Below are 15,568 nucleotides of genomic sequence, written 5' to 3' on the forward strand. Positions count from 1 at the left end.
GCGGAGCCTTCGAGCTCGGCGAGGCCTTCGGCGACGTCGAGTTTGTCCAGCGCAGCTTTGGCGCGCGCGATGGCGGCCGAGTCATTGGCGGTCACGGCGCGGGCTTCGATGGCGGCGGCAGCGCCGGCGCCGTCGAGGCGGTCCATGTTGGCTTCGGTGGCGTGGCCGGCGTTGGCGCCTTTGGTGGCTACTTCGCCTTCTTCTTCTTTGTCGAATTCGTCCCAGCTCAGCATGACGTGTCGTCTCCTGCGTGAGGGCTCAAAGGTGCCCGTGTGAAACCGGATGGTTGGGTGTTCACACGGCCCTGAGGCCGCGGTGGATCTTAAGGAATCGTTTGTTGCAACAGCTCGCGCAGGCATTAAACGGAATCAGGTAACGGGTGTTCTGCTTGAGGCTGAGGTGCGGAGCGGCAGGTGCAGGCTCCAGCGGAGGCCTCAGGTCTGGCTCTTCATCCCGGTGTAAAGGGATATTGCAGGCCCGATTTACCCGCGCATTATAGGGAAAAAATACGCTTTGTCTTGCGGCGGATGGTCTCGGATCACAGACAAAAAGCCTGCTGTTTGAGCCAGAGTGAGGGTTTACAGGGGTTTGGCGGGCAGGATTTTTTTGACGGGCGGTGGAGGTATTTTGGGCAGGCTGGAGGAGGGGGGGTGGAGCGCATTGCAGTGGTGAGGCGGCTACCGCCATCGCAGGCAAGCCAGCTCCCACATTGGGATGGGGGTATGGCTGGGTTGGGTCCTTGGCCGCAAGAGCGATTTCTTGCGGCGGCCAAGATCCGGGTTTAAAGCACACTTATCAAGTTATTAGCCGTTAGAGCAACCATTGCCCATTACTTGATACTTAAGAATATGCCGCTGACCGTGTGAATCTTCATATTCCATTTGTACCGGTACAACGCGGCATACTTCCGGAACTTCACTCATGGACAATACTTTGGCAACGTCCAAGTGGGTGCTGTAAGTGTAGTCTTCGACCAGCGGGGCGTTCTGGCCGGCCAGTTCAGTCGGGGCTTCGTCGGCCAGGGCGGCGGTGGCGCACAGGCTGCTGAGGGCCATAACTACTAAAGCTTTCATTACTGTATTTACCTTCTTCAGGGCGAAAGGGGTCACGGGGCCCTTGTGAGGCCACGTGTGTAACTTAGGGTTGGTTAGTTCGGATTAACGATGCCTTCGTGGGGGCTGTTACGTTGTTAATCGCGGTGCCTTGTTGGCGGAGTTGATTTTAGGCGTGCGGGTTATATTCATATACCCGTGCTTTTGATAAACACTATTGGCGGTTTTTGTAACAATCCCGTGGTAAAGCTTTTTTCATCAAGGCGCAAAGCGCCACGGGCCGCGGGCCAGAGCCGTAAACCGGCATGACGGGGTAATGTGTAGGGGCTTGTTACTACCATCGTCGAATGGTTCTATGGGGCAGCCCCGGCTACAACAGGGCCATACAACAACAACTATGTCACCGAGGTAAGAAAGATGAGTGCGGCTTCCCTGTACCCCGTTCGCCCCGAAGTAGCAGCCAACACGCTGACCGACGAGGCGACCTACAAGGCCATGTACCAGCAGTCGGTGGTCAACCCCGATGGCTTCTGGCGTGAGCAAGCCAAGCGTCTTGACTGGGTCAAGCCTTTCACCGCGGTCAAGCAGACCTCTTTCGACGATCACCATGTCGACATCAAATGGTTTGCCGATGGCACCCTGAACGTTTCCTACAACTGCCTGGACCGTCACCTCGCTGAGCGTGGCGACCACGCGGCGATTATCTGGGAAGGCGATGACCCCTCCGAGAGCCGCACCATCACCTACCGCGAGCTGCACGAAGAAGTCTGCAAGTTCGCCAACGCCTTGCGCGGCCAGGATGTGCACCGCGGCGACGTGGTGACTATCTATATGCCGATGATCCCCGAAGCCGTGGTCGCCATGCTGGCGTGTACCCGCATCGGTGCGATTCACTCCGTGGTGTTTGGCGGCTTTTCGCCGGAGGCCCTGGCCGGTCGTATCATCGACTGTAAGTCGAAGGTGGTGATCACTGCCGACGAAGGCATCCGTGCCGGTAAGAAAATTCCGCTGAAGGCCAACGTCGATGACGCGCTGACCAACCCGGAAACCAGCAGCATCCAGAAAGTCATCGTGTGCAAGCGCACCAATGGCGCAATCAAGTGGAACCAGCATCGCGACATCTGGTACGAAGACCTGATGAAAGTGGCGGGCACTGTGTGTGCGCCGAAAGAGATGGGCGCTGAAGAAGCGCTGTTCATCCTGTATACCTCCGGCTCAACCGGCAAGCCGAAGGGCGTGCAGCACACCACCGGCGGCTACCTGCTCTACGCGGCCCTGACCCACGAGCGCGTGTTCGACTACCGCCCGGGCGAAATCTATTGGTGCACCGCCGATGTCGGCTGGGTCACTGGCCACACCTATATCGTTTACGGCCCGCTAGCCAATGGCGCGACCACGCTGCTGTTCGAAGGCGTGCCGAACTACCCGGACATCACGCGGGTGGGCAAGATCGTCGACAAGCACAAGGTCAACATCCTCTACACCGCTCCAACCGCGATCCGCGCGATGATGGCCTCTGGCACTGCGGCCTGCGAAGGCGTGGATGGCAGCAGCCTGCGTCTGCTCGGTTCGGTGGGTGAGCCGATTAACCCGGAAGCGTGGGACTGGTACTACAAGAACGTCGGCCAATCCCGTTGCCCGATTGTCGACACCTGGTGGCAGACTGAAACCGGCGCCACCCTGATGAGCCCGTTGCCGGGTGCGCACGCGCTCAAGCCGGGTTCGGCGGCACGGCCATTCTTCGGTGTGGTGCCGGCGCTGGTGGACAACCTGGGCAACATCATTGAAGGCGCCGCTGAAGGCAACCTGGTGATCCTCGATTCGTGGCCAGGCCAGGCGCGCACGCTGTACGGCGACCATGACCGTTTTGTGGATACTTACTTCAAGACCTTCCGTGGCATGTATTTCACCGGTGACGGCGCGCGTCGCGATGAAGACGGCTACTGGTGGATCACCGGGCGTGTGGATGACGTGCTGAACGTGTCCGGCCACCGCATGGGTACCGCCGAAATTGAAAGCGCGATGGTTGCGCACCCGAAAGTCGCTGAGGCCGCCGTGGTTGGTGTGCCGCATGACATCAAGGGGCAGGGCATCTATGTGTACGTCACGCTGAAAAACGGCGAAGAGCCGAACGAAGCGCTGCGCCTGGAGCTGAAGAACTGGGTGCGTAAGGAGATTGGCCCGATTGCTTCGCCGGATGTGATCCAGTGGGCGCCGGGCTTGCCGAAGACAAGGTCGGGGAAAATCATGCGCAGGATTCTGCGCAAGATTGCCACGGCCGAGTATGACGGGTTGGGGGATATCTCCACCCTGGCAGACCCGGGTGTGGTGGCGCATTTGATTGAGACGCACAAGACCATGAACGCCGCTTAAAGAAGCGTACGAAGCCCCATTCGGTGAAAGCCGGGTGGGGCTTTTTTGTGGGCCCTCGAAATTCTTGCCGATCAAATGTGGGAGCTGGCTTGCCTGCGATGAGGGTGTGTCAGGCGCAGGTGGGCCAGCTGACAGATTGCTATCGCAGGCAAGCCAGCTCCCACATTGGGAATGCATTCCACAGTGGCTGTCAGTGGTGTCTTACAGGTCTGCAGAACCCCCAAGCCAATAAATATCGGCTTCACTCGTAGGAAGTTTCCGAATGTTACCTTCACCCCTAAATGTGTAACCCGCCGCCCAATCCTGAGGCAATGCGCTACGCCAATGCCCCGAAAAACCGCGTTTTAGACACCCCCAGAAATAAGATTAAACGCCAGACTTGCCGTGCTAGAAGGGTTTGCGAATAATAGGCCCGCTATTTGCAGTATCAGCAGGTTTACTATCTTTTGTCTCTGCATAAAATTCAGAGGCTGTCAATGTGCTGGATCCACTTTCTCGGTGCTTCTGTAAATTGTTGTCGCATTGAGGAAATATCGGCTTCCAGCCTGTCGTTAGAATGCCGATCACTCGCTCGTCGTCTCAGGTGTAAAACCTGCGTAGGACGCAGCACCGCTATTCGGTTTCACTTAAGTCGCATCGTGGGCCACGGCTCATACTGCTTTTTGCCCTATACCGATGGAGTCCCAAGATGAAGAAACTTGTGCTGTTGGGCGCCCTGGCGCTGTCCGTGCTGTCCATGCAGGCTTTCGCTGACGAGAAGCCCCTGAAGATTGGTATCGAAGCGGCTTACCCTCCGTTTGCCTCGAAGGCGCCGGATGGCAGCATCGTGGGTTTTGACTACGACATCGGCAACGCCCTGTGCGAAGAGATGAAGGTCAAGTGCACCTGGGTCGAGCAGGAATTCGACGGCCTGATCCCGGCGCTGAAAGTGCGCAAGATCGACGCGATCCTGTCGTCCATGTCCATCACCGAAGACCGCAAGAAGTCCGTCGACTTCACCAATCGCTACTACCTGAGCCCAGCGCGCTTGGTGATGAAGGAAGGCACCACCGTCAGCGACAGCCTGGATGAATTGAAGGGCAAGAAAATCGGCGTGCAACGCGGTTCGATCCACGATCGCTTCGCCAAGGAAGTCCTGGCCCCTAAAGGTGCCACGGTCGTGCCTTACAGCTCGCAGAACGAAATCTACCTGGACGTGGAAGCCGGTCGCCTCGACGGCACCGTGGCTGACGCCACCCTGCTGCAAGACGGCTTCCTGAAAACTCCGGCCGGGAAAGGCTACGCGTTCGTAGGCCCACAGTTCACCGACGCCAAGTACTTCGGCGACGGCATCGGCATCGCGGTACGCAAAGGCGACAAGGCTGACCTGGACAAGATCAACGCGGCCATCGCGGCGATCCGTGCCAACGGCAAATACAAGCAAATCCAGGACAAGTACTTCGACTTCGATATTTACGGCGCTGACCCTAAATAACTCGACGCAGCTGACTGTCCCAAATGGCGCAAGCAACAGAATTCCTGAGGTTTGCGCCATTTTTTCATCCCCCTTTTCGAGGACCTGAATCATGTTGAAAGGCTACGGGGCCGTCATCCTCGATGGCGCATGGTTGACGCTTCAGCTCGCCTTGTCGTCCATGGCCTTGGCCATCGTTCTGGGTCTGATCGGGGTCGCGTTACGCCTCTCGCCGGTGCGCTGGCTGGCCTGGCTGGGTGACTTGTACTCCACGGTGATCCGCGGGATCCCCGACCTGGTGCTGATCCTGCTGATTTTCTACGGCGGTCAGGACCTGCTTAACCGCGTCGCGCCGATGCTCGGCTATGACGACTATATCGACTTGAACCCCTTGGCCGCCGGTATCGGCACCCTGGGTTTCATCTTTGGCGCCTACCTCTCGGAAACCTTCCGTGGCGCCTTCATGGCCATTCCCAAAGGCCAGGCCGAAGCTGGCCTGGCATATGGCATGAGTAGCTTCCAGGTGTTTTTCCGGGTGATGGTGCCGCAGATGATTCGGCTGGCCATCCCTGGCTTCACCAACAACTGGCTGGTATTGACCAAGGCCACCGCGCTGATTTCGGTGGTGGGCCTGCAAGACATGATGTTCAAGGCCAAGCAGGCGGCAGACGCCACCCGCGAGCCTTTTACCTTCTTCCTCGCAGTGGCGGCGATGTACCTGGTGATCACCAGCGTCTCGTTGCTGGCCCTGCGTTACCTTGAGAAGCGCTACTCGGTAGGCGTAAGGGCGGCTGATCTATGATCTTCGACTACAACGTCATTTGGGAGGCCATGCCGCTGTACCTCGGCGGCTTGCTGACCACCCTGAAACTGCTCGCCATCTCGCTGTTCTTCGGCCTGCTCGCCGCCTTGCCCCTGGGCTTGATGCGCGTGTCCAAGCAGCCGATCGTCAACGGCGCGGCCTGGCTGTTCACCTACGTGATTCGCGGCACGCCGATGCTGGTGCAGCTGTTCTTGATCTACTACGGCCTGGCCCAGTTCGACGCGGTACGCGAAAGCTTCCTGTGGCCGTTTCTGTCGAGCGCCACGTTCTGCGCCTGCCTGGCCTTTGCGATCAACACCAGCGCCTACACCGCCGAGATTATCGCCGGCAGCCTGCGCGCCACGCCCAATGGCGAGATCGAAGCCGCCAAGGCCATGGGCATGTCGCGTTACAAGCTGTACCGCCGCATCCTGCTGCCATCGGCCCTGCGCCGGGCGCTGCCGCAGTACAGCAACGAAGTGATCATGATGCTGCAGACCACCAGCCTTGCGTCCATCGTGACCCTGATCGACATCACCGGTGCCGCGCGCACGGTGAACGCCCAGTTCTACCTGCCGTTTGAAGCCTATATCACCGCCGGCGCGTTCTACATGTGCCTCACTTTCATCCTGGTGCGCTTGTTCAAGTTGGCCGAAGGCCGCTGGCTGAGCTACCTGGCTCCACGGAAGCATTGATATGGAACGCATCGATCACCTGTTGCCCTGGGGGCACCTGGGCTGCGAGCGCCAGCTGAGCGTGTTTCGTTTCGGCACCGGCGAGCGCAAGGCCTACATTCAGGCCAGCCTGCACGCCGACGAATTGCCGGGGATGCGCGCTGCCTGGGAGCTGAAAAAGCGCCTCACCGAACTGGAAGCGCAAGGCGCCCTCAATGGCGTGATCGAGCTGGTGCCGGTGGCCAACCCGATGGGCCTGGGCCAGTTGCTGCAAGGCAGCCACCAGGGGCGTTTCGAGGTGGGCAGCGGCAAGAATTTCAACCGCGACTTCGTGGAATTAAGCCAACCGGTCGCCGCCTCTCTTGATGGCAAGCTCGGCGATGATCCCCATGCAAACGTGCGCATGATCCGCCAGGCGATGGCCGATGCACTCGCCGCCTTGCCTGCCCCGAGCAGCCAATTGCAAGGCATGCAGCGTGTGTTGCTGAGCCACGCCTGCACGGCAGACATCGTTCTCGACCTGCATTGCGACGCTGAAGCCGCGCTGCACATGTACGCGTTGCCGCAGCACTGGCCGCAGTGGCGGTCGCTGTCGGCGCACCTGGGTGTGAAGGTCGGCTTGCTGGCGGAAGATTCCGGCGGCAGTTCGTTCGATGAAGCCTGTTCGCTGCCGTGGTTACGCCTGGCCCAGGCGTTCCCCGAGGCGCAGATTCCGCTGGCGTGCCTGGCGACAACGCTGGAACTCGCTGGCCAGGCCGACACCGGCCGTGATGAAGCGATCTTCCACGCCGAAGGCATTCTGGCGTTCCTCGCCGAACAGGGCCTGATCAAGGGTGAATGGCCTGCGCCGCAACACGAACCGTGCGAAGGCTTGCCATTCGGCGGCACCGAGTTGCTGTTCGCGCCCCACGCCGGGGTGATCAGTTACCTGCGTAAAGCCGGTGACCGGGTCGAAAAAGGCGAGCCGATTTTTGAAGTGATTGACCCTCTGGAAGACCGCGTAAGCATCATCTGTGCGGGCACTTCGGGGGTGTTGTTTGCCGTTGAACGGCTACGTTATGCCCAAGCGGGTTTCTGGCTGGCCAAGGTGGCGGGGCGCGAAGCGCTGCGTCACGGGCGCTTGCTCAACGACTGACCACCTGTTTTTGTGAGAACCGACCGCATGTACAAACTTGAAGTCCAAGACCTGCATAAACGCTATGGCAGTCATGAAGTGCTCAAAGGTGTGTCCCTGGCCGCCGCGGCGGGTGATGTGATCAGCATCATCGGTTCCAGTGGTTCGGGCAAAAGTACCTTTTTGCGCTGCATCAACCTGCTGGAGCAACCCCACGCCGGCAAGATTCTGCTCAACAACGAAGAGCTGAAACTGGTCACCAACAAGGACGGCGCCATGAAGGCCGCCGACCCGAAACAGCTGCAACGCATGCGTTCGCGCCTGTCGATGGTGTTCCAGCATTTCAACCTGTGGTCGCACATGACTGCGCTGGAAAACGTGATGGAAGCGCCGGTGCACGTGTTGGGCATGTCGAAAAAAGACGCGCGTGAAAAAGCCGAACACTACCTGGCCAAAGTCGGCGTGGGCCATCGTAAGGATGCGTTCCCCGGCCATATGTCCGGCGGCGAACAGCAACGCGTAGCGATTGCCCGCGCCCTGGCGATGGAACCTGAGGTGATGCTGTTCGACGAACCGACCTCGGCGCTCGACCCGGAGCTGGTGGGCGAAGTGCTCAAGGTGATGCAGGACCTGGCCCAGGAAGGCCGCACCATGGTGGTGGTGACCCACGAAATGGGCTTTGCCCGTGAAGTGTCGAACCAACTGGTGTTCTTGCACAAAGGCATTGTTGAGGAGCGTGGCAACCCGCGTGAAGTGCTGGTGAACCCGCAATCCGAGCGTTTGCAGCAATTCCTTTCCGGCAGCCTGAAATAATCAAGACTGCTTTTGTGCACTGAGTCAGTGCATGCTCCACAGTCTTGAGGTAGCCCCCAAACCCCTGTGGGAGCTGGCTTGCCTGCGATAGCGGTGTATCAGAAACAGATGTGCCAACTGACCCACCGCCATCGCAGGCAAGCCAGCTCCCACCTGTGAACTCTGTTTGTTTTGAGATTTGTGATCGTTTACCGGCTAGCATTGGCCTTTGTCTTCATTACCGTTACTCGCTTCGGATAGCACTCCATGACCGCCCATAAAATTGGTTTCCTGATTTGGCCCAGCACAAAAGCCCTGACGCTTGCGCTGGCTGAGGAGGCCTTGCGCGTTGCTCAGCGGGTGCATCCGGACGTGGTCTACGAGCTGTCGTTCCTGCTCGCGGAACCTGCCGTCGAGGGTGCCTGGCAACTGCCAGGCGAGCCGTGGGCCGGTAAGCTTGAAGGCTTTCAGAAACTGTTCCTGCTGGCGGATGAGCCACCCACCGTCATTGCCTCGCAACTGAGTACCGCGCTCAAACAGCTGGTACGTGCCGGTTGCGTGATCGGCGGCTTGTCGGCGGGCGTGTACCCGCTGGCCCAGCTCGGTCTGCTCGATGGCTACCGCGCCGCCGTGCACTGGCGCTGGCAGGATGACTTTGCCGAGCGCTTCCCCAAGGTCATCGCCACCAGCCACCTGTTTGACTGGGACCGCGACCGGCTGACCGCCTGCGGCGGCATGTCGGTACTCGACCTGTTGCTGGCGGTATTGGCCCGTGACCACGGCGCCGAACTGGCCGGTGCGGTTTCCGAAGAACTGGTGGTGGAGCGCATCCGCGAAGGCGGCGAGCGTCAGCGCATTCCGCTGCAAAACCGCCTGGGTTCCAGCCATCCGAAGCTGACCCAAGCGGTGTTGTTGATGGAAGCGAACATCGAAGAGCCGTTGACCACTGACGAAATCGCCCAGCACGTGTGCGTGTCGCGACGACAACTCGAACGCATCTTCAAGCAATACCTCAATCGCGTCCCGAGCCAGTACTACCTGGAACTGCGCCTGAACAAGGCGCGCCAGATGCTCATGCAAACCAGCAAGTCGATCATCCAGATCGGCTTGTCGTGCGGCTTCTCCTCGGGGCCGCACTTCTCCAGCGCCTACCGCAACTTCTTTGGCGCCACCCCCCGTGAAGACCGCAACCAGCGGCGCAGCAGCAGCCCGTTCGAATTGTCGTCGGTGCCGTCCGAGCGCGGCTGAGTCGTTTTACTCTTCCTGTGGATGCGGGAAGGGTTGCGGCAGTGCATTACCCTGTTCATCCCAGGTTGCTCCGGGCACCTCAAAGTCATGTCCCGTGCGTTGGAAATAAGTTCTGAGGTAAGCCAGGCTCTGCGCCGACAACGGATTAGCGCTCAGGTCGGAATCCTCGTTGAGGCTCGGAATCATCTCCAGCAGGTCCGCCGGAATTTCCGTTATCTGGTTGTTGCTCAGGTCCAGCACTTGCAATTCAGTGAGCTGGAATACGCCGGGCGGCACGCGAGTAATCTGGGTATTGCGCAAGTGCAGCGCTATCAATGACTGGATACCGCTGACATCGGGCGGCAGGGTCAACGGGTTGTGACTCAGGTCAAGAAACTCCAGCGCGCTCAAATCGTTTACCGAACGTGCCGCGTCCTCCGTCAACGTGATCTCGCAGTAATTCAACTCCACACTGCACAGCTTGCGCATGCTGAACAGTGAACGGGGTAGCGCGCGCAACGCGCAGCGCTGCACATTGAGTGTTTGCAGGTTGGGAAAGCACCGAAGCGTGCCATCGACTGCGGTCGTGGTGCCATTGCCGAAAAATTCAAACCGCGAAATGTGCTCTATGCGCGCGCTCAGCTGTGGCAGTGCACCCATGATCGGCGTGTCGATACTCAGGCTGTGAGTCAGTTCATCGTCGAGGCTTTCTTCGTCTTCCGCAGTTTCACGGCGCCATGCCTGTTCCAGCAGCGTCTTGAAGTCACGTCGGTGCAGTTGCTCCTGGGCGCGTGTGTGTTCATCCAGTGGAAAGTCCAGGAGCGGATGGCGCTCGGGTATATCCAAAATCCATCTGTCAAGGTCAATGCCCAGCTGTTGGTACTCTGCTTCAAGGCGTGTCACGTGCCCGGCAACATCGCTCATGTCGCCAGGCAGCCTGAAGATAAAACGGTCGGCTTCGTTTTCCAGCAGGAACGGATAGAGCGCCTCGACTCTTTCGCGCTCTGCAGCGGGCGCTTGGGCATTGAAAAACTCACCTGTGCGTTGGCAGTAAACCTTGATCTGGTTCAGGCTGCGGCGCGAAAGCGGGTTGGCGTAAAGGTCAAGCCGGTGAGTCAGGGTGGCGGGCATTGTAAAGATCGCATCGGGCAGTTCCTGAATCGCGTTGCGGCTGAGGTTTATCGACATAGACCGGTTCTGGGTCAGCAAGCCGGCTGGCGCTTGCGTCAAGCCGGTGTACTGCAGGGAGACTTCTTGCAGGTTCACCAGTTGGTGAAAATCCACCGCGCGGCCGAGGGGGTTTTCGCCGAGGTCCAGGTGTTGCAGGCGGGTCATGCCTTGCAGTGCTGTTTGACTGGCGTCGGTCAGGGTGATCCCACAGCGCGGCAGGGACAAGTGGGTCAGCGTGGGAGCGTCGAACACCGTGGCCGGGATATCGCCCAGCCGCGCGTCCTGGATGTTGAGAATGTCCAGCGCCGCAAAGCTCTGGATGAGCGTGTTGACCTGCATGGGGCCGCCGTTGCCTTCCAGGCTCAGGTAACCAATATGCTTGAACTGTGCGCTCAGCGCTGGCAGGTCGCCGGCCATCGCGCGGGGAATCATCAGCGAGTGGATAAACTGAGTGCCCTGAGGCGTTTCCCGCCGCCAGCTGCGTTCCAGCAATTGATGCAGCGCCTGTCGCCTGGCCTGCTCCAGGTCCGGCAACCCGGTTTCGGTCGACCAGGCGCTCAATTGCGTTTGCAGGGTGCCCAGTTCCTGCGCCAATCGCGCCAACTCACGCCTGCCGGCCTCGATATCCCCAGGCAGGCTGAAGATGAATTTATTCACGCTGTCGTTATTCATTGATGGGAACAGCAAGCGTGTATCGCGCTGGTCTACAGGCGCTGCGTCAGCCTCCCAATAGGTGCTGTGCTGTTGGTAGTAGGCCTTGATGCGCTCCAGCGTCGTTTGCGCAAGCGGGTTACCGGAAAAGTCAAAACGCTGGCTGCTGGAAGGCGACAGTTCAAACAGCGCCGGGGGCAGTTCGCGCAGGCGGTTGCCACTCAAAAAGGCCGTGCGCAGTCTGGGTAAATTCAGCAACCCTGCGGGCAGTTGGTCAATGCCGGTACGGGACAGGTCGAGGGCTTCCAGGTCGCTCATTGATTGCACGTCGGGCAAGTGCCCCAACGGGTTTTGATGCAGGTTCAGGTTCTCCAGGCGGCTCATTGCCGCCGGGTGCGCTGCGCCTTGGGGGGTGAGCACCACGTTGCAGTTGTCCAGGCTGAGGTTGCGCAGTGCGGGCATTGCGCTGATCGAAGCGGGCAATTCGCCCAGCGGCGTTTCCCTGATTTCCAGGTGACGCAAGCGCGGGAAATGTTCGATAAAACGGGCTGTCCCAGAGGTGCTTTCAGCGCCGAGCAGGGACAGGAAGGACACATGCGCAAATTCTGTGGCCAGCGGCGGCAGGTCACCCATGATCGGCCACCTCAGTTGCAGCGTGAAGCCGTCGCGCGTGTGGTCGCCGTAGTGGTTGTCAGCGTCGGTCTCTCGGCGCCAGCATTGCTGGATTTGCTCGGCAATAAGACACCGGTTGCGCCGCTCGTACCGACGCTGACGTGCGGCCAATTCAGTGCCGAAGGTGGGATGATGGGTGGGGATGTCGTTTTGCCAGGTGGCCAGCGTCGACTGTAGTTGCAGGTGTATGGTTTCCAGTGCAGCAACCGCCACATCGGCGCTGCCCGGTGCCATGGCGTCTATCATTTGCTGTGCCTGCTGCTCGTCCAGGATGGGAAACAGTGCGCGTATACGTTGCCCCAGGCTCAACGGTTGGGCCGCAGTGGGAGGCTCGCCGGCATAGCCGACGGTGTTGCCCAGCAGGCGCAGGGTTTCAACGCGGACCGCCTCGGGCGCAGGCGCGTCGAGCAGCACGCGCAGCGTATCGCGCGCCAGCGGGCGGTCGGCCAGACGGCGTCTGAGTGCAAGCCCTGCATGGATATCGATGCCCAGTGCATTGCGCTGGGCATCCGGCAGGGCGTGCAAGATGGCGGCATACAGGTCGGTTTCGCCGCATAACGCGGCGCCGCCTTCGTACGCTACATAGCGGCCAGAGCCCAGGCGCACCAGCGTGCGGCGAATGGCGGCGTCAGCCGGGCCGATGGCGTTCCACAGTGCGCCATCGACGCTGCGATGCCGGGCTTCAAGGTGGACCTGGTCGGACCATCCGGGTTGCAGGATCAGCGAACTCAGTGCCAACCGGTCGGTGTCCAGCGTCTGTGGTGAACTCAGGTGCTGGCCTTCGTAGGCACGGTTCAGCTGTACTTCCTCCAGTGCAGCCCGCGCCAGCTCCGCCAGGCGCGGGGGCGTGCTGCGTTGGTCCAAAACGTCCAGTTCTGCGCCGCTGGCGTGTTCCCATAGCCGTTGGGCAACACTGACCGGCAGGCCTGGCGCGGTCTGCAGGAGTTGACGGGTATCCGCCGTCGAGGCAAGCGTCAGCGGCGCGTACCGTGAGTCAAACAGGCCGGCACGTTGACGTTCGACGCTTTGCGCGAGTTTTTCGCGCAGGTGGCGAGTGCGCACGTCCAGGCTCAATTGCGGGTCGCCGATGCGCTCATCAAATTGGATGCGCAGGTCATCCTCGGTCAGGGTTTGGAGCACCGTCTTGAGCAGTTCGCCGTTGCTCAATTGGGCCTCATGAATCTGCACCACGGGTTTGGTCGGGTCGCCGAAGGTCCAGGTGACCTCACCCTGTTTATTCAGAAAACGCAGTGATTTGCCCGCCGGCCAATTGCCGTAAGTGGTCAGTAACTGCAGTTGATCCTGGGGGTCGATGCTTTGGTACAGCGCCGGGTCGTCGCTGCGCAGGTTGTCGATCAGCCGCTGAAGGTCGCGGTCGATGCGCAGGCGCGCCAGGGTGTCGTCGAGCAGCGGCGGGATCGGTTGGCTGTCGACATGCATTTTGCGCAAGGCGTTTTCCTGCACGCCGCTGATGTTCAGGGCCAGTTCGCGATCCGCTTCATTCAAGCCCTGAGCCTTGTGCCCCAGGCGTTGCAGCAGGGTAGGTCGGTCCCATTGCAACGGGCGCTCCAGTTCGGTGTGCCAGGCGCCGCTGCCGTTATGGCGCACCGTGGGGGCGTAAGCGTCGGCGCGTGTGGGGTGCTTGATCCGGTAATGGGCGCTGTTGTCGATTTTTTCCACGGCGTACAGCGTGCCTTCCAGCGGCAGCATCGACTCGCCTCGCACGGTGTGCAGGCCGTGTTCGCTGATGCCCATGCGGGGCGGCAAGGTGATTGGTTGCTCGTAGGGTGTGAGGTCGGGTTTCCAGTAACGGTTATTGCCGTTGGCCAGCGTCACCGGTTTGAAACGGTCGAAAAACGCCACCACATCGCTTGGCAATGCCTTGCGCAGTTCGGCCACGCCAATGGTGCTGCCGGCGCCAAACGCGCCCAGTTCCACCAGTGACTGGAGAACGCCCATCAACTGCGCAAAGGCTTCACGGGTTTCGCCTTCGGCCCAGTCGATGATGCCCTCGAACACGTCGTCGAGCAGTTGATAGGCCATGTAGCCCAGCATCAATTCCCCCAGCCCCGGAATGAAGGGCGCGACGATCTGCACCGCGGCGTTGAGAATCGACGACGCAACGTTGACGAACGAGTCCCACAGCGCCCAGCGGGCGTTGCGGTCGACATCGGCAGTTGCCACTGTCTGAGTGCGTGCGTCGTTGAGCACCTGGTTGAGCTTTTGCTGGTAGAGGTGTTGCCACACATCGCCCTGAATCACGCTGGCAGCAAACTGCAATTTGGGGTCGTCGGTCGGCTCTTTGCGCCACGGCGCCTGCCCGCTGCCGTGCACGGGCGGGTGCCAGGTGATTCGGGCCAGACGCTGGCTCAGGTTGGCGAAAAACTGCCCGCGGTGTTCGTGGGCAACGAAGCGGCTGAAAAATGCTTGATAGTCGTCGTCGCGCAGTTGTTGGGTCAGTGCCTGCTTAAACGCCAGTGGCGACGCATATTCCTTGAGCGGATGCGCCGGGTCGTCGGGCACGTAGGCCACCAGGCGTTGCACTGAGCGCGTGTTTTCCAGGTCGGGGGCGAGCAGCAGGATGCCGGTGAGGGGCGCGTCCATCATCTTCAAGTCGTGGCAGCGCAAGGGCAGGTTCGCCCGTTCCAGGTCGCGGCGTCCTTCCAGTAAGCCTTCGATCTGTTGGGCGTAATCGTCGCTGATATCGCCGCGCAAACGCGCCAGTTCCAAGGCGGCGCGCAGGGCGGCTTTGCCACTGGCATCCACTTTGAGCTTCAGCACGGCGGCGCTCACCGGTTCAGTCATGCCCAACTCCTCGCGCAGATAGCGCTGGTAGCGCGCACCGATATCCAGCTCGCGACACAGGGTGGTGAAGGCGCTGACGGTGATTGTTTGCCCGATGGCCGGCAGTGTCTCGAACTGGCCGCTGGGCGAGGGTCGCGTGATGAAGGTGGAGCCCGCTTCAAAGGCGCCCTCCAGGGTTTCGGCGTGTTCGAAGTTGTGCAGGGCGGCGTCCAGCAGCGACACGGTCCAGGTCCGCGCTGCGCCGGAGAGGATCGAAAACCACGGCACATTCAGCGCAATGTAGAGGCGCAGGTGCACGGCTTCGCTGTCCAGGCTCAGGCCGTAGCGTGTCAGCAAGGCGTCTTCGAGTACCTCGCGGGCAAATGCCTGGGGGGCTTTGATGTGTTTGAGGGCGTTATCCACGGCATTTTGCGCGGTCCAGTGCTCGGCGTTCAGGCCCTTGAGCGCGGTGCTGGCCTCGACCAGCTGCAGTTTGGCGCTGTAAAAGGCTTGGCGCTTGGCGTTCGACGCCTTGCCCAGCCAGGCGGGAATCGCGTGGTTGAGGTGGTGATAATGGCTGTCGGGCCGGCGGTGATGGTGACGGGCGGAGGGCTTACTCATGCTGAATCTCTGATGGGCAGGAAAGCGCATCAGTAGATCAGTGTGTTTCAGGCGGTCTGCTCTAGATAGTTAGTTTAAACTGCGCCATTGCGACGCTATTTGTCGCATTGGCGTAAACCCGCTGAAAACAGGGGTTTGCGCTATAAGAAGTTGTCGCTTGGCGGCAAGGCCGCGCTGAAAACT

Annotated in this window: 9 protein-coding genes and 1 pseudogene; 7 read left to right on the plus strand and 3 right to left on the minus strand. The window is 60.3% G+C overall.

Going from position 1 to position 15,568, the window contains the following annotated elements:
- A pseudogene (locus ACP7A2_RS19590) lies at positions 1 to 233 on the minus strand (ribonucleotide-diphosphate reductase subunit beta); the annotation flags it as partial.
- Positions 234 to 803: 570 nt separating this feature from the next.
- Positions 804 to 1,073, minus strand: a complete 270-nt coding sequence (locus ACP7A2_RS19595; RefSeq protein WP_426135540.1) for a DUF2790 domain-containing protein — start codon at positions 1,071 to 1,073, stop codon at positions 804 to 806.
- 396 nt (positions 1,074 to 1,469) lie between these two features.
- Here ACP7A2_RS19595 and acs point away from each other — a divergent pair, with 396 nt between their 5' ends.
- From acs to argR, 7 genes are all read left to right on the plus strand, one after another.
- Positions 1,470 to 3,425, plus strand: coding sequence for an acetate--CoA ligase (acs, locus tag ACP7A2_RS19600; protein WP_426135541.1), 1,956 nt, complete (start codon positions 1,470 to 1,472; stop codon positions 3,423 to 3,425).
- A 688-nt stretch (positions 3,426 to 4,113) separates the two neighbouring features.
- Positions 4,114 to 4,899, plus strand: a complete 786-nt coding sequence (locus ACP7A2_RS19605; protein ID WP_426135542.1) for an ABC transporter substrate-binding protein — start codon at positions 4,114 to 4,116, stop codon at positions 4,897 to 4,899.
- A 91-nt stretch (positions 4,900 to 4,990) separates the two neighbouring features.
- Positions 4,991 to 5,680 (plus strand): ABC transporter permease, encoded by a 690-nt coding sequence (locus tag ACP7A2_RS19610; RefSeq protein ID WP_032886746.1) that lies wholly within the window; start codon positions 4,991 to 4,993, stop codon positions 5,678 to 5,680.
- Positions 5,677 to 6,375, plus strand: coding sequence for an ABC transporter permease (locus ACP7A2_RS19615; protein ID WP_426135543.1), 699 nt, complete (start codon positions 5,677 to 5,679; stop codon positions 6,373 to 6,375). The genes ACP7A2_RS19610 and ACP7A2_RS19615 overlap by 4 nt, the downstream gene beginning before the upstream one ends.
- Before the next feature lies 1 nt (position 6,376).
- A complete protein-coding gene (locus ACP7A2_RS19620) occupies positions 6,377 to 7,489 on the plus strand; it encodes a succinylglutamate desuccinylase/aspartoacylase family protein (protein ID WP_426135544.1) in 1,113 nt (370 codons plus the stop codon).
- 27 nt (positions 7,490 to 7,516) lie between these two features.
- Positions 7,517 to 8,281: an ABC transporter ATP-binding protein gene (locus ACP7A2_RS19625; protein WP_017138428.1), complete on the plus strand. Its 765-nt coding sequence runs from the start codon at positions 7,517 to 7,519 to the stop codon at positions 8,279 to 8,281.
- 246 nt (positions 8,282 to 8,527) lie between these two features.
- Complete coding sequence (argR, locus tag ACP7A2_RS19630; RefSeq protein ID WP_348060308.1) at positions 8,528 to 9,508, plus strand: transcriptional regulator ArgR; 981 nt, start codon at positions 8,528 to 8,530, stop codon at positions 9,506 to 9,508.
- 6 nt (positions 9,509 to 9,514) lie between these two features.
- Here argR and ACP7A2_RS19635 read toward each other — a convergent pair whose 3' ends face one another.
- Complete coding sequence (locus tag ACP7A2_RS19635; protein WP_426135545.1) at positions 9,515 to 15,385, minus strand: dermonecrotic toxin domain-containing protein; 5,871 nt, start codon at positions 15,383 to 15,385, stop codon at positions 9,515 to 9,517.
- Between the last annotated feature and the right edge of the window lie 183 nt (positions 15,386 to 15,568).

The sequence above is a fragment of the Pseudomonas sp. PWP3-1b2 genome, from assembly GCF_049896045.1.
Classification (GTDB): domain Bacteria; phylum Pseudomonadota; class Gammaproteobacteria; order Pseudomonadales; family Pseudomonadaceae; genus Aquipseudomonas; species Aquipseudomonas antarctica_B.